Genomic DNA, 20,632 nt, shown 5'->3' with positions numbered 1-20,632 from the left:
ATGAGACTGGCCTTCTTCGGCGACGTCATCGGCAAGTCCGGCCGGGACGGGATCAGCGACCATCTTCCGGGCCTCAAGCGCGACCTGAAGCTGGATTTCGTGGTGGTGAACGCCGAGAATGCGGCGGGCGGTTTCGGCATCACCGAGAACACGGCGCGCGAGCTGTTCATGGCGGGCGCCGACTGTCTGACGCTGGGCAACCACAGTTGGGACCAGCGCGAGGCCCTGACCTATATCGTGCGCGAGCCGCGCCTGATCCGGCCGGCCAACTATCCGCGCCTGATGGATGCGCCGGGCGCCGGGGCCAATCTGTTCGAGACGGATACGGGGCGCACCGTTCTGGTCATGAACGTGCTGGGGCGGGTGCATATGGACCCGATGGACGATCCGTTCGGCGCGGTGGAGCGTGAACTGGCCGCCGCCCCCCTGGGCGCCGTCGCCGATGCGGTGATCGTGGACATGCACTGCGAGGCGACCTCGGAGAAGATGGCCATGGGCCATTTCTGCGACGGGCGGGCGTCGCTGGTCGTCGGCACCCACACCCACGTCCCGACCGCCGATTGCCAGATCTTGCCCGGCGGCACGGCCTATCAGACCGATGCGGGCGGCTGCTGCGACTATGACAGCGTCATCGGCAACGAGAAGGACGAGCCGCTGCGCCGCTTCACCACCCGGATTTCGGGCGGTCGATATACGCCGGCGTCGGGACCGGCGACGGTGTGCGGCGTGTTTGTCGAGACCGACGACCGCACCGGCCTGGCCACGCGGGTCGAGCCGATCCGCGTCGGCGGGCGACTGTCTCAGGCCGTGCCGGTCGTCTGACGCGCCAGGCGCCGAGCGATTACGGTCTGGCGCACGCCTTTGAGTTCGGCGGCACGACGTTGCGGCGTATGCGTCGCCAACACATAGGTCTGACCTGATCGCGCCAGGGCCAGCCGTTCGACGGGATTGCGAATCAGCCGATCCATCGCCGCCGCCAGCGTGTTGGGCGTGACCGCATCGACATAGAGGGCGTGGGGTCCGCTGGCCTCGCGCAAGCCGCCGCGTCCCGACGAGATCAGGGCTGCGCCTGCCGCATGAGCCTCGATCGCCGTGAGGCCGAACGGCTCGTCCCAGACCGATGGCGTCAGGGCGATGGCGGCCGTCTGAATCCGGCGGCGCACCTCGGCCAGGGGCGCCGACTTCAGCAACTCGAACCGCAGGCCATACCGCGCCAACGGTGCGACACGACCGGCCGCCCAGCGGGCGTGTTCGTCCCAGTCGTTCAGCATCAGGACGGCGCGCCAGTCGGGATGGGCGTCCAGAACGGCGGGCAGGGCGGCGCACAGCACATCGACGCCTTTCTCCCGCATGGCCCGTCCGGCGAAGGCGATCAGAGGCTGTCGATCCTCGGGCGAGGCCAGCCAGGGGGCGGCGTCGATGGGGTTGGGCACCGCGAACGCCCGGTCGTCCAAATCGGAGAAGGTGCGCGCGAAGGCGTCCCGCTCGGCCATGCTGACGAAGACCAGGCCGTCCAGCCGCTCATAGCGCGCCTTATAGCGCCAGCGGTCAACGGCATGGCGCGGCGGGCGCAGCGCGTTGTGCCGGTAGAGCAGATGGGGGGTGTCGGGCAGCGCCCGCTGCACCGCCAGCGCCTGTTTCACCTGTTGATGGTGTTCGATCACATCGGGTCGAAAGGCGCGCAGCCGTTCGATCAGAGCCGGCATTCGCGACCGGCCGACAGGCAGAGGATCGGCTTCGGCGACGTTGTGATCGTCGGCCCCGCCACAGCAGAAAATTCGCGTCTTGCTCCCCTGATCGACGCCCGCCATCGTCCGCACGACGGTCTCCATCGAGTTCGGCCGGGCTTCGGAAAATAGGCATCCCGGAGGAAGCAGGACGGCGGTGCGCAAGGCAGAGAGATTCCGTGGGAGGTCGTATAGCTTAGCCGCGCATCATGGCGATGAGACGACGATATGGGATCGGCTCAACTCTTCTTGCGTCGCGCCCTCAATCGCAGTCGCATCGGTTCGCGGCTGCGCAGGGTGATCTGATGGACCGGCCGGGGTTCGGCGGTGGTCAGGGCCTCGACCTCGGCGACGCGCAGGATGGCGGCAAGGGCGATCATCGCCTCCTGCAGGGCGAAGGCCGCGCCGATGCAGACGCGCGGTCCGGCGCTGAACGGGACGTAGGCGTAGCGATCGATGGCCTTGCGATTCTCGGGCAGGAAGCGCTCGGGCTTGAAGGCGTCTGGGTCGTCCCACAGCAGCTGATGACGCTGGAGGATCCACGGCGAGACGATCACTGTCGCCCCGGCCTTGATCGTCTGACCGCCGATCTCGTCGTCCGCCAGCGCCTTGCGCGCCATGGTCGGGGCGGGCGGGAACAGGCGCATCGTCTCCTCCAGCACCGCGCGGGTCCAGGGCAGGGCCTCGGCCCATTTGGGATTTTCGACGTCGAAACCGTCGGCCTCGGCCTGCACCTTGGCCAGATATTCGGGCTGGCGCGACAGCAGGTGCAGGGTCCAGCCCAGGGCGCGGGCCGTCGTCTCATGCCCCGCCAGGATGAAGGTCAGGATGTTGGCCGCAACCTCTTCGTCCGACAGGCCGGGGCCGCCGGTCTCGTCCCTGGCCAGCAGCAGGGCGCTGAGCAGATCGGCGGGCGGGGCGTCGCCGGCCTCGATCCGGGCGCGGCGGGCCTCGACCAGCCGTGTCACGCGCTGTTCGAAGAAGCGGGCCGAGCGGAAGCTGGCCAGACGGCCCAGGCGCGGCGCCCAGTCGGGCGCGCCCAGCACGTCCAGCGGATCGATGCGCGCGCCGTTGGCCAGAAACTGGTTCAGGGCGCGTTCGAATCCGCTCGCCTCGCCGCCCAGTTCGTCAGAGAACATGGTGGCCGACAGGATGTCGAAGGTCAGGCCCGACATCTCGGAATCGACGTCCAGCACCCGCCCGCGCGCCGACAGCGCCCAGGCGGCGACGCGGGCGTGACAGACCTCGGCCATGCGGGCGTTCAGGGTGGCCATCTTGGCCGGGGTGAACAGGGGCGCCAGGATGCGCCGGGCGCGGCGCCAGGTGTCGCCCTCGGTCAGCAGCAGGCCCTCGGCCAGCATCGGACCCAGCACCCGTTTCTGCAGTTCTCCCTTCTCGTAGTTGGCGGCGTTCTCGGTCAGGACGTGACGCACGCCCTCCGGGTGGCTGACCACCAGAACCTCGCCGAAGGCCGACTGGCCATAGATCTGCGGCTCGGTGAAATGCCGTTCGGACCACATGCGGATGGGGTCGCGCCAGCTGACCCACAGGAAGGGCAGCAACGACAGCGGCTTGCCCGTCCGGCGGGGCGGGATCGCGGGACGAAAGGGTGTTGTTCCGTCAGCCATGCCCCAACAGTTAGGCGCAGGGTGTGACCTTCGAAAGGCCCGGCCCGCCTATTGCGTCGCGGGCGTCCAGGCTTTCATCTCGGCGATCTCGCGGGTCCGGATGTCGATCACGGCCTGGGCCATGCGGCGGATTTCCGGGTCGCGGCTGTCGTGCAGGGCGATCCGGGCCATGGCGACGGCGCTCTCGTGGTGGGTGATCATCCTGGCGACATAGGCCTGATCGGCCGTCTGGCGGGCGGCCTCGGCCTCGGCCGTCGTGCGGGCCGCCGCCGCGTGATTGGCGGCGGATGTGTCGCGCAGCGCCTGCTGCACCGGATCGCCGCCGCCGTCGCAGGCCCCCAGCGTCAGGACGAGGGCGACGGGAACGGCGGCGCGGATCATGCCGCGTCGCCCAGCCAGCCGGGCATCCAGCCTTCGTGCCATTCGCGCAGATGGGCGACCGGGATGCTGAACAGTTCGCCCTTGTCGCCCTTGGAGGCGAAGGCGTCGCCGCCCGCATGGCCGACGACCGAAGCGTGCAGGCCGGCGGCCTGAGCCTTGGCGATCAGGGCGTCGGCGTCGGTCACGGCGACCAGGTAACGGGCCTGATCCTCGGCGAACAGGAAGATGTGGGCGTGCATCGCGCTGGAGGCGTCCAGAGTCACGCCGACGTCGGACGCCAGAACCAGATCTGCCGCGGCGCCGATCAGGCCGCCGTCGGACAGGTCGTGAACCACGGTCAGGTCGCCGCCCTCGATCAGGTCGCGCACGAAGTCGCCGGTCTTCTTTTCCAGCTTCAGATCGACGGGCGGCGGGGCGCCGTCCTCGCGGCCCAGAACCTCGCGTAGATAGAGGGAGGCGCCCAGTTCGCCGTTCGTCTGGCCGATCAGGACCAGCGCGTCGCCCTCGGCCATGCCGCCGAAGCCGGTGACGACGTCGTAGTTGGGCAGCAGGCCCACGGCGCCCACGGTCGGGGTCGGCGGAATGGCGACGCCGTTGGTCTCGTTATACAGCGACACGTTTCCGCTCACGACCGGGAAGACCAGTTCGCGGCAGGCCTCGGCCATGCCGTCGATGGCGCGCACGATCTGGCCCATGATCTCGGGGCGCTGCGGATTGCCGAAGTTCAGATTGTCGGTGATGGCGATGGGGCGGCTGCCCACGGCGGTCAGATTGCGCCAGGCCTCGGCCACGGCCTGTTTGCCGCCCTCATAGGGGTCGTTCTGGACATAGCGGGGGGTGCAGTCTGAGGTGACGGCCAGACCTTTGTCCGTGCCATGCACACGCACCACGCCGGCGTCGGCGCCGGTCGAGGAATCCTGAAGCGTGTCGGCCATGACGTGGCGGTCGTACTGCTCCCAGATCCAGCGTTTCGACGCCATGTCGGGGCAGGCGACGACCTTCATCACCGCATCGGCCCAGTTCTCGGGCGCCGGGATGTTCGAGGGGCTCAGTTTCGGCTGCAACTCCGGCTGGACCCAGGGGCGGTCATACAGGGGCGCGTCGTCGAACAGGGGCGCCAGCGGCACGTCGCACACCGTCTCGCCGTGGTGCGTCAGCACCAGATGGCCCGTGTCGGTGGTCTTGCCGATGATGGCGAAGTCCAGGCCCCATTTCTGGAAGATGCGATAGCCGACGTCCTCATAGCCGGGCTTCAGCACCGCCAGCATCCGCTCCTGGCTTTCCGACAGCATCATCTCATAGGCCGTCATGCCGGTTTCGCGCTGGGGCACCTTGTCCAGGTTCAGTTCGATGCCGACGCCGCCCTTGCCCGCCATTTCGACGGAGGAGGAGGTCAGGCCCGCCGCGCCCATGTCCTGAATGGCGGCGACGGCGCCGGACGCCATCAGCTCCAGCGTCGCCTCGATCAGCAGTTTTTCGGCGAAGGGGTCGCCGACCTGGACCGTGGGGCGTTTGGCCTCCGACTCGTCGTCGAACTCGGTCGAGGACATGGTGGCGCCGTGGATGCCGTCGCGGCCGGTCTTGGAGCCGAAATAGACCACGTCGTGGCCCGCTTCCGGCGCGGCCGAATAATAGATCTCGTCGGCGCGGGCCAGGCCGACGCACATGGCGTTGACCAGGATGTTGCCGTTGTAGCCCTTGTGGAAGTTGGTCTCGCCCGCGACCGTCGGCACGCCGACGCAGTTGCCGTAACCGCCGATGCCGGCGACCACGCCCTTGACCAGACGTTTCGATTTTTCGTGGCTGGGATCGCCGAATCGCAAGGCGTTCAGCAGGGCCACCGGACGGGCGCCCATGGTGAAGACGTCGCGCATGATGCCGCCCACGCCCGTCGCCGCGCCCTGATAGGGTTCGATGTAGGAGGGGTGGTTGTGGCTCTCCATCTTGAAGATGCAGGCGTCGCCGTCGTCGATGTCGATGACGCCCGCGTTCTCGCCCGGCCCGCAGATGACGCGCTCGCCGGTCGTGGGGAACTTGCCCAGGTGGATCTTGGAGGATTTGTAGGAGCAGTGCTCGGACCACATGACCGAGAAGACACCCAGTTCGACATGGTTCGGCTCGCGCCCCAGCCGGTCCAGGACGACCTGATATTCGTTCGGGGCCAGACCGTACTCGGCGGCCAATTCAGACATGGTCTTTTGCGGAGCGCTCATGGGCGGCGCTTCTAGCCGCAGATGGGGCGAATGTCAGCCCGCCGGAACATCGAAGATCGTCGGCGGTTGAGTCCGGCGAACCTGAACAGGAGGCTTTCATGACCGACCCCGCACACGATTCCGCCGCCGCCCGCGACGCCGCCGACCGTCCCGAGATCGCCGCAGACGACGCCGGCGCCTCCGCCCTGGCCGAAGCGGCCCAGAAGGAGGTCGAGCGCGACGCGGCCTATCAGGAGGGCAAGGGTCTGGGCGCGGACCCGCGCCACATCGTCCCGGCCGAGGGTCGGCAGATGGATCGATCCAACGATCCCGCCGTCACCCGCGACCTGGATGTCTCGGCGCCCGAGGCGGCGCTGCGCAGCCGCCAGCGCCTGACCGGCTCGGCTGTCGGCGTCGGCAGCGTGGGCTTCGACGATACGGGCGCCTTCGACGTCGGCCGGGACGACCACGACCCGCAGGACGATCCGATCGTGTCCTAGAGCCTGATCCGTTGAGGAGGAATCGCTACGCGATTCCGCCGATGCGGTGAATCAGGCTCCAGATATGAGCGAGAGCCTGATTCACGCTTCAGCCGGAACCGCAGTGCGGTTCCGTCTAAAACGATCAGCCTCTAGCGTTCGACGCCGGGCCGCAGCCGGAAGCTGAGAAGCACGCCGCCAAGCAGCAGGACGACGGCGGCGCCCAGGGCGGTGAAGGCGACCACGGGCTTGCCGTCCGCCTGTTCCGCCACGAAGGCGCCCAGGAGCCCCCAGGCGGCGGGCAGGGGATAGGCCAGGGTTCGCAAGACCGCCGTCACCCCCAGGGCGACCGCCGTGGTCGCCACGATGGCGACAATGGCCCAGCCCTGGGGCGACAGGGCGTCGGGCAGGGCCTGGAAGGCCGTCGCCGTGGTGATCAGGTTCAGCGGCGCGGCGACCGTCAGCCATCCGGCCAGAGCCGCCAAGGGCCAGACCAGGAAGATGCGATCCCCCTCGAACCGGCCCAGACTGCGGATGCTGCGCGAATAGGTCAGCAGCGGCGCCAGCAGCGAGACCAGCGCCGCGAAGATGATAATGACGCTGGCCGCCTTCAGGTTCAGCGCGGCGATGACAATCCACAGGCCGATGCCGAAGAAGGCGACGATGGAGGGCAGACCCATGCGGGTGATCAGATCGCTCTCGCCGGTCTGGGGCAGGACCTGGCGGATCGCATAGGCCAGAATTCCCAGATAGATCAGGCCCCAGATCGAAAAGGCGTAACCGGCCACGCGCAGGGTCGTGTTTCCGTCTGCGGCGAACTCGGCCTGGTTCAGGCCGAGGCCGGCCAGATTTTGAACGATGGGGGCGACGACGGCGAAGACGGCGGCGGCCAGGACGACCAGGCGGCGTGTGCGCTGGCCGGGGGTGGGGCGAATGATCGAGGACATTGAGGCTTCCGATGCGGCGCGGTTTGATAGGGTTACGCGTCTGGAGGGCGTTAGGTTCACGCGGACGGGCGGAAAAGTGAAGCTTGCATCGTGACGGCGTCGTCGTCTCTCATGCGCGCATGAGGCGGATATCCACACGGCGCGGCGTTTTCGGCCTGTTCGCGGGCGTTGCGGCTCTGGGCTTGGCCTGTGCGGTCGCGGCCCAGACCCGCGTTGCGCCCGCTTCCGGCGACGCGCGGCTGGACACCGCCGCCCAGACGGCGTGGCAGCGCGTTCGCCAGGCCCTGACGCCCGCGCAACAGGCCAATGAGGCGCGGGCCTTCATGGCCGCCCTGGCGACGGCGAATGGACAGCGCGTGGTTCCGGCGATGGACGCGCGCGATCTCGCTTCGGGGCGCACCGTGGCTCTGGACGATCCGGCCCTGCAGCAGCGGCCGCAGGCGCACGAGGTGACGGTGAGCGTCGGCGGCCAGTTTCTGACCTTTCGCCCCTTGTCTCGGGCCAGTTTGGACGCTCTTCTCGGGCGTTAGCGGGAACCGGCGGTCCCTCCGTCTGTTGACGCCGCATACCCAAGGAGTTCGCCATGACCGACACCGACGACGATATGCCCCCTTCCCTGGCCGAAGAGGTCGAGGCCAATCTGGCCATCGAGCAGGGCCTGGGCGTCGGCGCCCGCGAACTGGCCGCCCAGAACGAGCCGGGTGAGAAGGCGTTCGACAACGAGGAGGACGTGGACGACGCAGCGGCCGACCTGTCGGACGGCCGGGCCCAGATCAAGGAGATCTGAGGCGGCTCAGGCTGCGGCGTAGATGCTTTGGAACAGCGTCGCGCCGTCGGCCGACCCCAGTTCGGCCTCGAAGGCGCGGTCGGGGTGGGGCATCATGCCCAGGACGTTGCCGCGCGCGTTCTGAATGCCGGCGATGGCGTTGACCGAGCCGTTGGGGTTGTCGACGTAGCGGAACACGACCTGGCCCTCGCCCTCGATGCGGGCCAGGGTCTCGGCGTCGGCGAAGAAGTTTCCGTCGCCGTTGCCTTGGGTCATGACGACCTCGCGCTGGCCCTGATAACCGGCGGTGAAGCGGGTCTGGCCGTTGGCCACGGTCAGGGCGATGGGCTTGCACACGTACTTCAGCCCCTGATTGCGCAGCAGGGCGCCGGGCAGCATTCCGGCCTCACACAGGATCTGGAAGCCGTTGCAGATGCCGACCACGGCGACGCCATTGTCAGCCGCCTGCTTGACCGCCTGCATCACCGGCGACTGGGCCGCCATGGCGCCGCAGCGCAGATAGTCGCCATAGGAGAAGCCGCCGGGAATGACGATCAGGTCCAGCCCCTGGGGCAGTTCCGTCTCGGCGTGCCAGACCATGCTGACGGGCTCGCCCGTGGAGCGTTCGACGGCGACCTTGCAGTCGCGGTCGCAGTTGGAACCGGGGAAGACGATGACGGCGGCGCTCATGGCGCGGGCCTTTAGCACCGATCCGTCGGCCTGTCAGGTCCGTGGGATCAGTCCAGACTTTCCAACAACGAGGACACCCGCGCCAGTATCGCCTGACGTCTGTCGTCGCGGGGCGGCAGGGTCAGCGCCTCATGCAGATCGTCCAGCGCGATATGGATCTGATTGGCGGTCTGGGCGGGCCGTCGCCCTTCCTCGAGGTCCAGCGCCATCCGCCCGATTCGTTCAAGCAACTCATCCGCCACCACGCCCCAGCCTCATGCAATCTATAATTGCAGAATAGACTAACACTGGCGTGTGCGGGCTCCAAGCGGGTCGCCCGTTCGACAGATCAAAGAGCCTCAGACGCGGCGGCGGCCGGTCAGCCAGGCGACCACGAAGATGGCGAAGCCGCCCAGCGACAGCCCCACGCCGACCCAGGCGGTCGAGGTCCAGCCCAGGCCGGCGGCGATGGCCATTCCACCCAGCAGGGGGCCGATGGCGTTGGCGGTGTTGAAGGCCGAATGGTTCAGCGCTGCGGCCAGCGTCTGGGCGTCGCCGGCCACATCCATCAACCGCGTCTGAAGGATGGCCCCCAGACCACCTCCGCCGCCGATCAGGAAGACCACGACCATAAGCGCCCAGACGTTCGAGGCCGCGAAGGGATAGAGCGACAGGGCGGCCGCGCTCCACAACAGCACGCCGCCCGCCGCCGGAAAGCCGATGCGGTCGGCGGCCCAGGCGCCCAGGATGTTGCCCAGGAACATGCCGACCCCGAATACGGCGAAGACCCAGGGCAGGACCTCCGGCCCCACGCCCGTCACCGCCTGAAGCGTCGAGGCCAGATAGGCGTAAACGGCGAACATGCCGCCGAAGCCGATGGCGCCCACGCCAAGGGTCAGCCAGACCTGCCCGCGCTTCAGGGCGCCCAGTTCGCGCCAGGGGCTGGCGTCGGCGTGGGCCGGATCGCGTGGCGCGAACAGGGCGACCAGGGCCATGGTCGCGACCGCCAGGACGCCGACGATGGCGAAGGTCCAGCGCCAGCCGTGGGCGTGGCTGACGATATTGGCGAAGGGCACGCCGATGATGGTGGCGATCGTCAACCCCATCAGGATCGTGGAGACGGCGCGGGTGCGGTATTCCAGCGGTACGGTGGAGGCCGCGACCAGGGCCGCGACGCCGAAATAGGCCCCGTGCGGCAGACCGCTGAGGAAGCGGAAGACCAGCATCCACGGATAGCTGGGCGCCAGGGCGCTGAGAATGTTGCCGACGGCGAACAGGGCCATGAAACCGATCAGCAGCAGCCAACGCGGCAGGCGCGCGCCCAGGACGGCCAGGATCGGCGCGCCCACCACCACACCTGCCGCGTAGGCGCTGATGACATGACCGGCGGTCGGCGCATCCACGCCCAGGCCGGCGGCGAAGTCCGGCAGGATGCTCATGGCCGCGAACTCGGTCACGCCGATGGCGAAACCGCCCATCGCCAGGGCGATCAGGACCAGCGCCACCTTGCCGGCGGTCAAGGGGGGATGAAGGCTGTCGCGGTCGGCCGCCGCGTCGCAGGACGCCATGAGTTTCACCGGGGAGGATGAGGATTGTGCGATGCAACATAAGGCTGCGTCTTTCGGCGGCAACCTTGGCCGGTCGCACTCCGCATCACGCTTTGTATCGCGTCCTACGCGGTCAGGCCCGCCTTGATGCGAGGATGGGAGACCGACAAGCCAAGGGACTGGGCCGCGTACAACTCCAGCAACAGGCGGTCCTCGTCGTCCTGATAGAAGACATAGACGGCGGCGCGGTCGGGCAGGCGCGCCCGCGTCAATGGACGCAACGGCCGGGCCATCAGGTCGCGAAACAACTCTGGCAGCGTCGTCAGCTTGGCGTCGGCCGTGTCGGTCATGCCCCGGATCAACCGCCCCTGTTTTCGTAGGTCGCGGTGATCGAGGCCTTGGCCAGGGTGTGGAAATGCAGGTTGAAGCCGAACACGGCGCCGGAATCGTCCGCCGTCACGTTCAGGCTTTCGACGTCCACGGCGAAGACGGTGAAGACATAGTGGTGCAGCCCATGGCCCGCAGGCGGGGCGGCGCCGCCGAAACCGGCCTGTCCGAAATCTGTGCGTCCCTGGATCGCGCCCTTGGGCAGGTCGCCGCCTCTCGAGCCCGCGCCCGCCGCCAATTCGGTCACGTCGGCGGGGATGTTGGCGACCGTCCAGTGCCAGAATCCCGATCCGGTCGGGGCGTCGGGGTCGTAGCAGGTGACGGCGTAGCTGCGCGTTCCCTCCGGCGCGCCCGACCAAGACAGCTGGGGCGAGACATTGCCCTTGGCCAGGACCTGGGCGTCAGGCAGGACGCCGCCGTCCTGGATGTCGGTGGAGGCGAGGGTGAAGCTCATGACGTTTTTTCTCCGGGACAAGGGCGGCGTTTGAACGGATGATCATTATCATCGTTGCCTGATCGGCGGCTGTCACCTGTTGTCTCGCCGCGCAGTCATCGGGAGCAAGCCGCCATGTTGCAATCCCTGCTGGACCGGACCTTTCGCACCCGCGCCGTGGCGGTCAGGCTGCCGGACGGGCGAACCCTGACGGCCGGGCCCGGCGAACCCGAACTGACCGCCGTGATCGAGACCCGCAAGGCGCTGGCGGCCATCGCCGCCGACCCGGAACTGAGGCTGGGCGAAGCCTGTATGGACGGCGCCTTCCGCATCGAGGGCGGCGACATCTACGACTTCATGGCCCTGGCGGCGTCGCAACTGTCGCGGCAGGATCGGCCGCTCGGGTTGGGGTGGCGCATTCGCCGGGCGATGGAGCAGGCCAACGACCGCCGCCACGCCCGGGCCAACGTCCACCACCACTACGATCTGACGGTCGATTTCTATCGGCTGTTCCTCGATCCGGACCTTCAGTACTCCTGCGCCTATTTCGAGACGCCGGGGGCCACGCTGGAGCAGGCGCAGGCCGCCAAGAAGCGGCGGCTGATCGACAAGCTGGTCCTGTCGCCGGGTCACAGGGCGCTGGACATCGGCTGCGGCTGGGGCGGTCTGGGCCTGTCGCTGGCCCGCGCGGGCGCGCGTGTCACGGGCGTCACCCTGTCCACCGAACAGCATCGCACGGCGAACGAACGGGCGGCGGCCGAGGGGCTGTCGGACCGGGCCGACTTTCGGCTTCAGGACTATCGCGACCTGGACGGGCCGTTCGACCGCATCGTCTCGGTCGGCATGTTCGAACACGTCGGCGCGCCGAACTATCAGGCGTATTTCGACACGGTCGCCCGGCTGCTGACCGACGACGGCGTGGCGGTGATCCATTCCATCGGCCGCAAGGGTCCGCCCAGCCGCACCCAGCCGTGGATCCGCAAATACATCTTTCCCGGCGGCTATATCCCGGCCCTGTCGGAGGTGTTTCCCGCCATCGAGCGGTCGGGCCTGTGGGTCACGGACATGGAGGTCCTGCGCCTGCACTACGCCGAGACGCTGCGGGCGTGGCGCGAACGGTTCCTGGCCCGCCGCGACGAAGCCCTGGCCATGTACGACGACCGCTTCTGCCGGATGTGGGAGTTCTATCTCGCCGTCAGCGAGGTGGCCTTCCGCGAACTGGGGCAGATGGTGTTCCAGCTGCAACTGACCAGGCGGCCCGACGCGGTTCCGCTGACGCGGGACTATCTGTGTCGTTCATCGGCGGGCGGCGGGGAATAGCGCCAACTGACCGTGGGCGACTGCAGCCGATCCGAAGAGCAGAGATAGCAGGGTTCCTCGGCGTTCAGCAGGCGGTCGAAAGCGTCGTAAGCCTGCATTTCGAGATCGAACGCCGCCTTGTCGCCGAACCCGCAGCCGTTGGAATCGATGATCATCCCTTCGCTGGTCGGGAAAACCTGTCTGACGAAGATGGCCGGGTGCGCAGGGTGGCTCGGCAAGGTCACGAGATACAGGCGATTCTGCCGATCGTCTCGATAGGTGCTCGACCCGCGCGGGTGTCGAGAGACGACCAGGCCTGGGTTGGCGTCCAGTTCGGCGACCAGCGCCCTGAACCCGAGGGCGCAATCCATCTGCGGCCCGATCTCGCGTGCCGGCGCCGGCTTCTCTGCGCAGCCGAACAGCAAAAGGGCCGCCCCGATGATCGGCGCGGGCCTCACGACTTATGCGACCTCGATGCGGTAGCTTTCGATCACCGTATTGGCGAGCAGTTGCTCGCACATCTTTCTGGCTTCGGCTTCAGGGTCTTCGACGCCGGCCAGGTCGAACTCGATCAGCTTGCCGACGCGGGCGTTGGAGACGCCGGGCCAGCCCAGGCCCTGCAGGGCGCCTTCGACGGCCTTGCCCTGGACGTCCAGGACGCCGGGCTTGAGGAAGACGTGAACCTTGACCTTGCTTGAATCGGCGGGGGCCATCAGTGCAGTCCTCCCTGGATCACGGTGGGCATGCCCTTCATGATCCCCAGGCGGCGCGCCACTTCCGAATAGCTCTCGATCACATTGCCCAGGTCGCGGCGGAAACGGTCCTTGTCCAGCTTCTCGCCGGTCGTGGCGTCCCACAGGCGGCAGCTGTCGGGGCTGATCTCGTCGGCCAGGATCACGCGGCTGAAGTCGTTTTCCCAGACGCGGCCGAACTCGATCTTGAAATCGACCAAGGTGATGCCGACCGCGCCGAACATGCCCGACAGATAGTCGTTCACCCGCACCGTCATGGCCAGGATGTCGTCCAGCTCCTGGGTCGAGGCCCAGTTGAAGGCGGTGATATGCTCTTCCGTGACCATCGGGTCGTTGAGCTCGTCCTTCTTGTAGTAGAATTCGATGATCGAGCGGGGCAGGGGCGTGCCTTCCTCGATGCCCAGGCGCTGGCTCATCGAACCGGCGACGATGTTGCGGCAGACCACTTCCAGCGGAATGATCTCGACTTCGCGGATCAGTTGCTCGCGCAGGTTCAGCCGCTTGATGAAGTGGTTGGTCACGCCGATGCCGTTCAGGCGCGACATGATGAATTCGCTGATCTGGTTGTTGATGACGCCCTTGCCTTCCAGGACCGCCTTCTTCTGGGCGTTGAAGGCGGTGGCGTCGTCCTTGAAATACTGGATCAGGGTGCCGGGCTCGGGCCCTTCGTACAGAATCTTGGCCTTGCCCTCGTAGAGCTTCTTGCGTTTGGTGTTCATCGTCCGTCCCGCCTTACGGGCGCCCTCAGAAACAAAAATCGCGCGGCCATGATGGAGGGGAAGTCCCGATCCTGGCGGCGCGTTTCGGAATCGCTCGGGCAGTCAATCTCGTTCGGCGTCTCCTTAGCCGAAGGCGGCCCTGGATACAAATGAGGATGGCTTGCGTGTGGACAGGCCGCCTCGGCCCGCGACAGGCGGTTGCGTTCGCGGGTGGTGGAGCTATAGACGGCGCTTGCCCCGGAGTTTGGCGGGGTGCGGAACATGCTGAGCGACATGACGACCTTCGACGATCGGGAAAAGGCTTTCGAAGCCAAGTTCGCCCTCGATCAGGAGCAGGAATTCAAGGCCATCGCCCGGCGCAACAAGATGCTGGGCCTGTGGGCCGCCGAGAAGATGGGCCTGTCGAGCGAGAGCGCCGAGCAATACGCCGCCGCCGTCGTGCGCGCCGATTTCGAACAGCCGGGCGACGAGGACGTCTTCCGCAAGGTCGCCGGCGACTTCAAGGGCGCCGGCCTGGCGGTGTCCGAAGGCGAGATTCGTTCCAAGATCGACGAACTGGCTTCCATCGCGCGCGAGGAAATCCGCGCCGGCGAATAAGATATTCGGCCTTCGGGCCGTTCAAGACGTCGAAAGGGCCGCACCCGGGGGAAAGTGCGGCCCTTTCTTTTTCGCCGGGGACGTTGGGGGATGTCTCACCCGGCATACTCTGCGTCTCGCGCCCTTGAAGAACACCGACGCTCGAATTTGGTTTCAGGGCGATCCCTGCCGGGGCGAATTTATTTTCGCGCGCTGGCTGGCGCGAGAAACGGCGTCAAGGCGGCCCATCGCTCAGCCTTCGTCGGCAGGGGCGCGGCATGGGCGGGGCTAGACGACGGCAGGTCGATCAGGACGACGTCTTCGACGCGGTTCAGGATGCGCCGACCCAGCCGCGCGGCCAGTCCGCCATTGAAGGCGACGGCCCGCAGCCTCGGCAGGCTTTCGACCAGTCCGATAAGATCGGCCGCTTCGGGCGAGCGGATCGCCGCGTCCAGACTGCCCGACCGTTTGGCCGAGGCGATCACGTCCCACAGGCCGACGCCTCGCGCCTTCAACCGGTCCAGCCTGGCTTCATAGGGCAGGGCGGGCAGGTCTTCGTCCATCGCCCCGCCGATCAGCCGCCAGAAGCCGTTGCGCGGATGGGCGTAATACTGGGCGGCGCTCAAGGACGCCTCGCCCGGAAGACTGCCCAGGATCAGAAGCCGGGCGGCGGCGTCGACGGCCGGTTCGAAGGCGCGCTTGCGCGGCTCGATGGGCGGATGCGTCACTTGACCGGCGGATCGTCGCGCAGCCAGCCGGTGATCGAGCGGCGTTTGCCGTCCGCATAGCTGGCCACCTGAGCGACCGAGTGGTTGCGCGGCGTCCGGAACACCGTCCAGACGTTGAAGCCCGGCTTGAAGCCGCGCTCGATGTCGCCCGCCGCATCGTGGAACAGCAGCTGGCCGCCCCAGTCGGGCCGCCAGTCGCGCGTCAGGCCCAGCGTATAGGCCGCGCGGCGCTGCCCTTCGCCGGTGTCGTCGTGCAGGGTCAGGAAGTCGCCGGGCCGGAACCAGGTCGCCTGGGCGTCGATCTTGGTCACGCCCGCCTCGCCCGTCACCGCCTTGGCGAATTCCATGAAGGGCGTGTCGTTGAAGAACTGCAGCAGGACGTGGGTGGCGTGCCCCTGATCCCGGCCCGACAGGAAGGCCTTGATGATCGGATAGGCCAGATAGACGAAGGAGAAGCCGTCGCCCGCCTGATGCAGGGCGGCCTGGATGCGGCGGCCCAATTCGTCGCGTCCCAGGGCCGCGATCTCCTGCGGCGAGAAAAGCTTGCCGCCTTCGGGCGTCTTCAGCGACAGGCTCCAGGTCGTGTCGTGCTCCAGCGCCAGCGCCAGCCATTCGGCGCTGTCCGGATCCAGCAGGTCAGCCACCTGCACCACGCCGTCGCGCGCATAGGCCGCCGCATAGTCGCGGGGATCGAGCCGGGGGTTCAGCCGGATCGCGCGCTCGCTCACGGCGTCAGGCCCCGAACACCCGCTCGAACACCACGTCCACGTTCTTGGTGTGGTAGCCGAGGTCGAACAGGGCCTCCAGGTCGGCCTCGGGCAGGGTGACGCGCGGGTCGGCCTTCAGGAAATCGATGAAGCGGCCCTCGCCGCGCCAGACCTTCATGGCGTTCTCCTGGACCGCCGCATAGGCGTCTTCTCTGGAGATGCCCGCTTGGGTCAGGGCCAGCATGACCCGTTGCGAGAAGACCAGGCCGCCCAGGCGGTCCAGGTTCTTCTGCATGTTCTCAGGGTACACGTTCAGACGCTCGATCACGCCCGCCAGCCGGTGCAGGGCGAAGTCCAGGTGGATGGTGGCGTCCGGGCCGATGCCGCGCTCGACCGAGGAATGGCTGATGTCCCGCTCGTGCCACAGGGCGACGTTCTCCATCGCGGGCGTCACGGCCGAGCGGACCAGACGGGCCAGGCCGGTCAGGTTCTCGGTCAGGATCGGGTTGCGCTTGTGCGGCATGGCCGACGAGCCCTTCTGGCCCTTGTCGAAGAACTCCTCGGCTTCGAGGACTTCGGTGCGCTGAAGGTGGCGGATCTCCACGGCCAGACGCTCGACCGAGGAGGCGACGACGCCCAGGGCGGCGAAATAGGCGGCGTGACGGTCGCGCGGGATCACTTGGGTCGAGACCGGCTCGACGCTGAGGCCCATCTGGTCGGCGACATATTGCTCCACCGCCGGATCGACGTTGGCGAAGGTGCCGACGGCGCCGGAGATGGCGCAGGTGGCGATCTCCTCGCGCGCCGTGACCAGACGGCGGCGCGCCCGCTGGAATTCGGCGTGATAGCCGGCCAGCTTCAGGCCGAAGGTCACGGGCTCGGCGTGGATGCCGTGGCTGCGACCGACGGTGACGGTGTATTTGTGTTCCTTGGCGCGGGTCTCCAGCGCCGCCAGGACGCGGTCGACGCCATCCAGCAGAAGGTCGGTCGAACGCGCCAGCTGCACCGCGAAACAGGTGTCCAGCACGTCCGACGAGGTCATGCCCTGGTGCAGGAAGCGGGCCTCTTCGCCCACGATCTCGGACACATGGGTCAGGAAGGCGATGACGTCGTGTTTGGTGGTGCGTTCGATCTCATCGATGCGGTCGGCGTCGAAGGTCGCGTCCTTGCCCTTGGCCCAGATGGCCTCGGCCGATTCCTTGGGAATCACGCCCAGTTCCGCCATCTTGGTAGCGGCGTGGGCCTCGATCTCGAACCAGATCTTGTACTTGGTCTCTTGCGACCAGATGGCGACGGCGTCGGGGCGGGAATAGCGCGTGATCATGGACGCGTCGTGTCGGTCGCACCGGGGATGGAGTCAAGGTTCGCCGCGCCCATGCGTTGACTTTGGCGGCGGATGTCCCAGATTGGGCGCGCTTTCAGCGAGGACGACCTCCCCCTATCGGGCCTGAACGCCGGGACGACCCGGCCGCCATGCAGAGGAGTCGTCGTCATGGCCTGGGTTTATCTTTTCGCCGCCGGTGTTCTCGAAGTCGTCTGGGCCTTTCTGATGAAGGCGTCGGCGGGCTTCACCCGTCCCTGGCCGACGGCCGGCATGATCATCTTCATGATCGGCTCCTTCGGCCTGTTGTCGCTGTCGATGCGGACCCTGCCGCTGGGCACGGCCTATGCGATCTGGACAGGGATCGGCGCCGTCGGCGCGTTCGCGGTCGGGGCGCTGGTCCTGGGCGAACCGCTGACGCCGCTCAGAATCGCGGGCGTGGCTCTGGTGGCGTCCGGCCTGATCGTGCTGAAACTGGCGTCCAGTCACTGATCTCCTCCGCAACGGGAACGCCTCGGAATTAAGCCGTCGGCAACCATCGCCGCTGACGCGCGATTAATCGCACGGCGTTATCTTGATCCTTTCGAATGATCGCGCCCAGGAGAACGGCTGATGACGGCCCCGGTGCTGCAGACCCGCCAGACCGCGCCCGCCGCGCGTCGCGCGCCGGGCCGGCTGTTGAACGCCGTGACGGGCTATGCTCTGGCCGCCCTGGTCAGCGCCGCCGTCTGGGCGTTGCTGCTCTCGGCTCTCTTCTAGACGTTCAGCGCGCGCCGGCGTCCGTCGGCGCCTGGGCGACCAGGACCGGTTCCGCCTGGGGCGGCGGGGCCACATAGTCCAGCGCGATCGGCGCCAGGGTCGCGCCCGAGGCCACGGCGTCCAGCGTGTTCAGCGGCGCGCCTTGCATCCGCTGATAGATCCAGTAGCTGGCCACGACCTTTTCGACGTATTCGCGGGCCTGCGGCACGTCGATCGTCTCGATCAGCAACAGGGGGTCGGCGTCCGGCCCCAGCTTGCGCACCGCCGCCAGCATCGGCCCCGGTCCCGCGTTATAGGAGGCCACGGCCCGCAGCAGATCACCCCGGAACGCCGGCAGCGACAGCATCCGGTTCACATAGGCCTGCCCCAGTTTCAGATTGACCGAGGGGTCGAACAGGCGCGTCGGGTTGGACACGAAGCCGCGATCGCCCGTCATCTCGGCCGCCGTGGTCGGCATGACCTGCATCAGCCCATAGGCGCCGGCGCCGGACCGGGCGGTCGGGTTGAAGTCGGTCTCCTTGCGGATCAGGGCGTAGACCAGCGACTTCTCGATGATGAAGCCGCCCTCGGGCTGAAGCTCCGGCATGGCGTAGCGCGTGGCGTCGATCCGGGCGACGTCGGAGCCAGAGCCCGGAACCAGCGTGCGGGCCAGGGCCGACCACAGGCGCGCGGCGTCGCCGGCGGCGGTGCGCAGGCCAGAGCGCAACTCGCTGTCGCCGTCCGCGCGCCGTCCGACCTCGTAGAAGGCGACGGTGCGCCGGGCGCGCGGGTCGCTCTGGACGAAGGCCTCCAGCTCGCGCGGGTCTACGCCGCTGGAGGCGCTGAAGACGGCGCGCTGCAATCGGGGTTCGGCCTGATAGGGACGGGGGCCCTGGTTCTCGATGGCCGGCTCCTCGCCCAGGCGACGCAGGGCGATCTGGCCATAGAAGGTGGCGGGCCACTGGGCGGCCAGGCGCAGATATTCGGTCACGCGGTCCTGGCGGCCGGACTGGGCGGCGGCGCGCGCGGTCCAGAAGGCGGCGCCGGCGCGGACCCAGGGGTCTTCGGTCGGATCGTTCGCCACCCGGTCGAAGGCGGCGAAGGCTTCGTGGAACTGGCCCAGGCGCCATTCCGCCAGGCCGACCGTCCACCAGTCGCCGATCTGACGGCCGATGGCCGAGGCGCCGGTCAGGTCGTCGTTGTTGTAGGCGACGCGCGCCGCCTTCATCGGGTCCAGGACGGGGCCGCCGCCGGTCACGGCGTTGACGACGCTGTTCCAGGTCCGCTCCAGAAGGCCGGCGGGCTTGATCGGTTCGGGCGCGCCGTCAGGCCGCCGCTTCAGGGCCAGGGCGTAGACCCGGTCCGCGCACGGCAGGTCCGAATAGTCATGCAGCCAGGCGGCCAGCTCGTCGTAGGTGGCGGCGTAGTCGGGGTGGAACAGCCGTTCGAACTCGACCTGGCCCAGCAGCACGCGGTCCTGGGCCTGGCGGGCCGAGGTGCGGGCGGTTTCCAGATCGCCGCGTCGCAGGGCGTCGAAGGCGGTGGTGTAGGACAGTCGGTCCGCCGAACTGAGGGCGGTGGGGCGGCCCGACCCGGACGTCGAGGCGGAACCCGAGGCGGCGTCGCCCGTTGCGTCGTAGGGCGTCTCGGCGACTGCCGCGCGCCCGGCCGCGCAAAGGGCGAGAATCATCGTCGACGCAAACAGGGCGCGGCGGATAGTGAGCAATGCGGCGGCCCCCTCGTTGGCGGCGGCCCGGCCTGTCTCGACTCAGGCGGGGTCCGTGTGGCGATCGGTCGTCAGCATGGAAACATGCCGCAATCAGTCGTGATCCTCAACCGAGTCCGTTTCAAGGCGAACCGCCAGCGAAAGCAGATCGCTCCAGACCTGGCGCTTGGCCTGGGGCTGACGCAGCAGGAAGGCGGGATGCAGGGTCGGCATGACGGGGGCTGACACGGCCCCTTCAGGCAGACGCCATTCCTTCCACTGGCCGCGCAGCTTCATGATGCCCTCTTCGACCTGAAGCACCGACTTGGACGAGGCGGCGCCCAGCAACAGCACCGCCCTGGGCTTCAAAAGGGCGAAGGTCCGCTCGACGAAGGGAGCGCAGACGGCCTGTTCCTGAGGGGTGGGGGCGCGGTTGCCGGGCGGACGCCAGAAGACGGTGTTGGTGATGAAGACCTTGTCCGTCAGGCCCGCCGCCGCCAGCATCCGGTCCAGCAGCTGACCCGCCTTGCCCACGAAGGGCTGGCCGATCCGGTCCTCGTCCGCGCCGGGACCTTCACCGATGACCAGGACCGGGGCGTTGGGATTGCCGCGCCCGAACACCGACTGGGTCGCGCCCATGCCGCGCAGGGGGCAGCCCTGGAAGGCGGCGACGGCGGCGGCCAGGTCCTGAAGCGTCGCCGCGCCGGCCGCCAGATGACGCGCCTCGGCCAGGGCGTCGGCGCCCACGGCCCCTGACAGCGGTGTGACCACCGAGGCGGTGGCGCGTTGCACCGCCTTGACGGCCGGCGGCGGGGCGATGTGGGTATGATCGACCGGCGCCTCGCCATAGCAGGCGTCCACCCCCGCATCCCGCCAGAAGGCGAGCAGGCTTTCGACTGCAGCGATGTCATGGGGTTGCGCGTTCATGTCT

Annotated in this window: 26 protein-coding genes; 8 read left to right on the top strand and 18 right to left on the bottom strand. The window is 68.1% G+C overall.

Annotation, left to right across the window (positions count from 1 at the left end; genetic code table 11):
* Entirely contained in the window at positions 1-822 is an 822-nt protein-coding gene (locus tag ACWPV3_RS00515) for a TIGR00282 family metallophosphoesterase (protein ID WP_313452120.1), read from the top strand.
* On the opposite strand, the gene ACWPV3_RS00510 is transcribed toward ACWPV3_RS00515, so the two are convergent.
* From ACWPV3_RS00510 to purL, 4 genes are all read right to left on the bottom strand, one after another.
* Complete coding sequence (locus ACWPV3_RS00510) at positions 801-1,811, bottom strand: glycosyltransferase family 4 protein (RefSeq protein WP_453978480.1); 1,011 nt, start codon at positions 1,809-1,811, stop codon at positions 801-803. The genes ACWPV3_RS00515 and ACWPV3_RS00510 overlap by 22 nt on opposite strands.
* Before the next feature lie 155 nt (positions 1,812-1,966).
* Entirely contained in the window at positions 1,967-3,355 is a 1,389-nt protein-coding gene (locus ACWPV3_RS00505; protein WP_453976438.1) for a cytochrome P450, read from the bottom strand.
* 48 nt (positions 3,356-3,403) lie between these two features.
* Positions 3,404-3,736, bottom strand: a complete 333-nt coding sequence (locus tag ACWPV3_RS00500) for a DUF305 domain-containing protein (RefSeq protein ID WP_313452117.1) — start codon at positions 3,734-3,736, stop codon at positions 3,404-3,406.
* Positions 3,733-5,949, bottom strand: a complete 2,217-nt coding sequence (purL, locus tag ACWPV3_RS00495) for a phosphoribosylformylglycinamidine synthase subunit PurL (protein ID WP_453976437.1) — start codon at positions 5,947-5,949, stop codon at positions 3,733-3,735. The genes ACWPV3_RS00500 and purL overlap by 4 nt, the downstream gene beginning before the upstream one ends.
* Positions 5,950-6,047: 98 nt before the next feature.
* On the opposite strand from purL, the gene ACWPV3_RS00490 reads away from it, so the two are divergent.
* Entirely contained in the window at positions 6,048-6,428 is a 381-nt protein-coding gene (locus ACWPV3_RS00490; RefSeq protein ID WP_313453937.1) for a hypothetical protein, read from the top strand.
* Positions 6,429-6,559: 131 nt separating this feature from the next.
* Here ACWPV3_RS00490 and ACWPV3_RS00485 read toward each other — a convergent pair whose 3' ends face one another.
* Entirely contained in the window at positions 6,560-7,354 is a 795-nt protein-coding gene (locus ACWPV3_RS00485; protein ID WP_313453936.1) for a hypothetical protein, read from the bottom strand.
* Between the two features lie 119 nt (positions 7,355-7,473).
* On the opposite strand from ACWPV3_RS00485, the gene ACWPV3_RS00480 reads away from it, so the two are divergent.
* The gene (locus ACWPV3_RS00480) at positions 7,474-7,884 is read left to right on the top strand and encodes a hypothetical protein (protein WP_313453935.1); all 411 of its coding nucleotides are present in this window, start codon (positions 7,474-7,476) and stop codon (positions 7,882-7,884) included.
* Positions 7,885-7,937: 53 nt separating this feature from the next.
* On the top strand, positions 7,938-8,141 hold the full coding sequence (locus ACWPV3_RS00475; protein ID WP_313453934.1) for a hypothetical protein: 204 nt from the start codon (positions 7,938-7,940) through the stop codon (positions 8,139-8,141).
* Positions 8,142-8,147: 6 nt separating this feature from the next.
* Here the strand turns inward: ACWPV3_RS00475 and purQ are convergent, their stop codons facing one another.
* The 5 genes from purQ to ACWPV3_RS00450 form a co-directional block, all read right to left on the bottom strand.
* Positions 8,148-8,810 carry a phosphoribosylformylglycinamidine synthase subunit PurQ gene (gene purQ / locus ACWPV3_RS00470; protein ID WP_292086746.1) on the bottom strand — a complete coding sequence of 221 codons (663 nt, stop codon included), beginning with the start codon at positions 8,808-8,810 and terminating at the stop codon, positions 8,148-8,150.
* A 47-nt stretch (positions 8,811-8,857) separates the two neighbouring features.
* Positions 8,858-9,040 (bottom strand): hypothetical protein, encoded by a 183-nt coding sequence (locus ACWPV3_RS00465; RefSeq protein WP_292086747.1) that lies wholly within the window; start codon positions 9,038-9,040, stop codon positions 8,858-8,860.
* Positions 9,041-9,148: 108 nt separating this feature from the next.
* Entirely contained in the window at positions 9,149-10,357 is a 1,209-nt protein-coding gene (locus ACWPV3_RS00460) for an MFS transporter (RefSeq protein ID WP_453976435.1), read from the bottom strand.
* Positions 10,358-10,461: 104 nt separating this feature from the next.
* A complete protein-coding gene (locus ACWPV3_RS00455) occupies positions 10,462-10,686 on the bottom strand; it encodes a hypothetical protein (protein WP_453976434.1) in 225 nt (74 codons plus the stop codon).
* Between the two features lie 8 nt (positions 10,687-10,694).
* Entirely contained in the window at positions 10,695-11,177 is a 483-nt protein-coding gene (locus tag ACWPV3_RS00450; protein WP_453976433.1) for a YbhB/YbcL family Raf kinase inhibitor-like protein, read from the bottom strand.
* Between the two features lie 114 nt (positions 11,178-11,291).
* Between ACWPV3_RS00450 and ACWPV3_RS00445 the strand changes: the two genes are divergently transcribed.
* Positions 11,292-12,476, top strand: a complete 1,185-nt coding sequence (locus ACWPV3_RS00445; RefSeq protein ID WP_453976432.1) for a class I SAM-dependent methyltransferase — start codon at positions 11,292-11,294, stop codon at positions 12,474-12,476.
* Here ACWPV3_RS00445 and ACWPV3_RS00440 read toward each other — a convergent pair.
* The 3 genes from ACWPV3_RS00440 to purC are packed head-to-tail and all read right to left on the bottom strand — an operon-like array spanning position 12,440 to position 13,926.
* Positions 12,440-12,913, bottom strand: coding sequence for a hypothetical protein (locus tag ACWPV3_RS00440; protein WP_453976431.1), 474 nt, complete (start codon positions 12,911-12,913; stop codon positions 12,440-12,442). The two genes, ACWPV3_RS00445 and ACWPV3_RS00440, sit on opposite strands and share 37 nt — an antisense overlap.
* Before the next feature lie 3 nt (positions 12,914-12,916).
* A complete protein-coding gene (gene purS, locus ACWPV3_RS00435; protein ID WP_453976430.1) occupies positions 12,917-13,168 on the bottom strand; it encodes a phosphoribosylformylglycinamidine synthase subunit PurS in 252 nt (83 codons plus the stop codon).
* On the bottom strand, positions 13,168-13,926 hold the full coding sequence (gene purC / locus ACWPV3_RS00430; RefSeq protein ID WP_292180777.1) for a phosphoribosylaminoimidazolesuccinocarboxamide synthase: 759 nt from the start codon (positions 13,924-13,926) through the stop codon (positions 13,168-13,170). Before purC ends, purS begins: the two co-directional genes overlap by 1 nt.
* A gap of 273 nt (positions 13,927-14,199) precedes the next feature.
* Between purC and ACWPV3_RS00425 the strand changes: the two genes are divergently transcribed.
* Positions 14,200-14,523 carry a DUF1476 domain-containing protein gene (locus tag ACWPV3_RS00425; RefSeq protein ID WP_453978479.1) on the top strand — a complete coding sequence of 108 codons (324 nt, stop codon included), beginning with the start codon at positions 14,200-14,202 and terminating at the stop codon, positions 14,521-14,523.
* Positions 14,524-14,702: 179 nt separating this feature from the next.
* Here the strand turns inward: ACWPV3_RS00425 and ACWPV3_RS00420 are convergent, their stop codons facing one another.
* The 3 genes from ACWPV3_RS00420 to purB are packed head-to-tail and all read right to left on the bottom strand — an operon-like array spanning position 14,703 to position 17,261.
* Complete coding sequence (locus tag ACWPV3_RS00420) at positions 14,703-15,230, bottom strand: DNA-deoxyinosine glycosylase (RefSeq protein ID WP_453976428.1); 528 nt, start codon at positions 15,228-15,230, stop codon at positions 14,703-14,705.
* Positions 15,227-15,958, bottom strand: coding sequence for a 2OG-Fe(II) oxygenase (locus ACWPV3_RS00415; protein ID WP_453976427.1), 732 nt, complete (start codon positions 15,956-15,958; stop codon positions 15,227-15,229). Before ACWPV3_RS00415 ends, ACWPV3_RS00420 begins: the two co-directional genes overlap by 4 nt.
* Before the next feature lie 4 nt (positions 15,959-15,962).
* On the bottom strand, positions 15,963-17,261 hold the full coding sequence (gene purB, locus ACWPV3_RS00410; RefSeq protein WP_453976425.1) for an adenylosuccinate lyase: 1,299 nt from the start codon (positions 17,259-17,261) through the stop codon (positions 15,963-15,965).
* A gap of 168 nt (positions 17,262-17,429) precedes the next feature.
* On the opposite strand from purB, the gene ACWPV3_RS00405 reads away from it, so the two are divergent.
* Complete coding sequence (locus ACWPV3_RS00405) at positions 17,430-17,750, top strand: DMT family transporter (RefSeq protein ID WP_453976423.1); 321 nt, start codon at positions 17,430-17,432, stop codon at positions 17,748-17,750.
* A 120-nt stretch (positions 17,751-17,870) separates the two neighbouring features.
* Positions 17,871-18,017, top strand: a complete 147-nt coding sequence (locus ACWPV3_RS00400; protein ID WP_292180798.1) for a hypothetical protein — start codon at positions 17,871-17,873, stop codon at positions 18,015-18,017.
* Positions 18,018-18,021: 4 nt separating this feature from the next.
* On the opposite strand, the gene ACWPV3_RS00395 is transcribed toward ACWPV3_RS00400, so the two are convergent.
* A complete protein-coding gene (locus ACWPV3_RS00395; protein WP_453976422.1) occupies positions 18,022-19,686 on the bottom strand; it encodes a lytic transglycosylase domain-containing protein in 1,665 nt (554 codons plus the stop codon).
* Between the two features lie 129 nt (positions 19,687-19,815).
* Entirely contained in the window at positions 19,816-20,628 is an 813-nt protein-coding gene (locus tag ACWPV3_RS00390) for a uracil-DNA glycosylase (protein ID WP_453976421.1), read from the bottom strand.
* Positions 20,629-20,632 lie beyond the last annotated feature (4 nt).

The organism is Brevundimonas sp. Marseille-Q4549 (assembly GCF_976940555.1).
The sequence above is the reverse complement of the archived record's forward strand: the minus strand, read 5'-3'. Positions and strand labels throughout refer to the sequence as shown.

Coding starts and splice junctions, on each gene's coding strand:
- ACWPV3_RS00515 (WP_313452120.1), top strand. CDS start 1: ATGAGACTGGCCTTCTTCGGCGACGTCATCGGCAAGTCCGGCCGGGAC.
- ACWPV3_RS00510 (WP_453978480.1), bottom strand. CDS start 1,811: ATGGCGGGCGTCGATCAGGGGAGCAAGACGCGAATTTTCTGCTGTGGC.
- ACWPV3_RS00505 (WP_453976438.1), bottom strand. CDS start 3,355: ATGGCTGACGGAACAACACCCTTTCGTCCCGCGATCCCGCCCCGCCGG.
- ACWPV3_RS00500 (WP_313452117.1), bottom strand. CDS start 3,736: ATGATCCGCGCCGCCGTTCCCGTCGCCCTCGTCCTGACGCTGGGGGCC.
- purL (WP_453976437.1), bottom strand. CDS start 5,949: ATGAGCGCTCCGCAAAAGACCATGTCTGAATTGGCCGCCGAGTACGGT.
- ACWPV3_RS00490 (WP_313453937.1), top strand. CDS start 6,048: ATGACCGACCCCGCACACGATTCCGCCGCCGCCCGCGACGCCGCCGAC.
- ACWPV3_RS00485 (WP_313453936.1), bottom strand. CDS start 7,354: ATGTCCTCGATCATTCGCCCCACCCCCGGCCAGCGCACACGCCGCCTG.
- ACWPV3_RS00480 (WP_313453935.1), top strand. CDS start 7,474: ATGAGGCGGATATCCACACGGCGCGGCGTTTTCGGCCTGTTCGCGGGC.
- ACWPV3_RS00475 (WP_313453934.1), top strand. CDS start 7,938: ATGACCGACACCGACGACGATATGCCCCCTTCCCTGGCCGAAGAGGTC.
- purQ (WP_292086746.1), bottom strand. CDS start 8,810: ATGAGCGCCGCCGTCATCGTCTTCCCCGGTTCCAACTGCGACCGCGAC.
- ACWPV3_RS00460 (WP_453976435.1), bottom strand. CDS start 10,357: ATGGCGTCCTGCGACGCGGCGGCCGACCGCGACAGCCTTCATCCCCCC.
- ACWPV3_RS00455 (WP_453976434.1), bottom strand. CDS start 10,686: ATGACCGACACGGCCGACGCCAAGCTGACGACGCTGCCAGAGTTGTTT.
- ACWPV3_RS00450 (WP_453976433.1), bottom strand. CDS start 11,177: ATGAGCTTCACCCTCGCCTCCACCGACATCCAGGACGGCGGCGTCCTG.
- ACWPV3_RS00445 (WP_453976432.1), top strand. CDS start 11,292: ATGTTGCAATCCCTGCTGGACCGGACCTTTCGCACCCGCGCCGTGGCG.
- purS (WP_453976430.1), bottom strand. CDS start 13,168: ATGGCCCCCGCCGATTCAAGCAAGGTCAAGGTTCACGTCTTCCTCAAG.
- purC (WP_292180777.1), bottom strand. CDS start 13,926: ATGAACACCAAACGCAAGAAGCTCTACGAGGGCAAGGCCAAGATTCTG.
- ACWPV3_RS00425 (WP_453978479.1), top strand. CDS start 14,200: ATGACGACCTTCGACGATCGGGAAAAGGCTTTCGAAGCCAAGTTCGCC.
- purB (WP_453976425.1), bottom strand. CDS start 17,261: ATGATCACGCGCTATTCCCGCCCCGACGCCGTCGCCATCTGGTCGCAA.
- ACWPV3_RS00405 (WP_453976423.1), top strand. CDS start 17,430: ATGGCCTGGGTTTATCTTTTCGCCGCCGGTGTTCTCGAAGTCGTCTGG.
- ACWPV3_RS00400 (WP_292180798.1), top strand. CDS start 17,871: ATGACGGCCCCGGTGCTGCAGACCCGCCAGACCGCGCCCGCCGCGCGT.
- ACWPV3_RS00395 (WP_453976422.1), bottom strand. CDS start 19,686: ATGATTCTCGCCCTTTGCGCGGCCGGGCGCGCGGCAGTCGCCGAGACG.
- ACWPV3_RS00390 (WP_453976421.1), bottom strand. CDS start 20,628: ATGAACGCGCAACCCCATGACATCGCTGCAGTCGAAAGCCTGCTCGCC.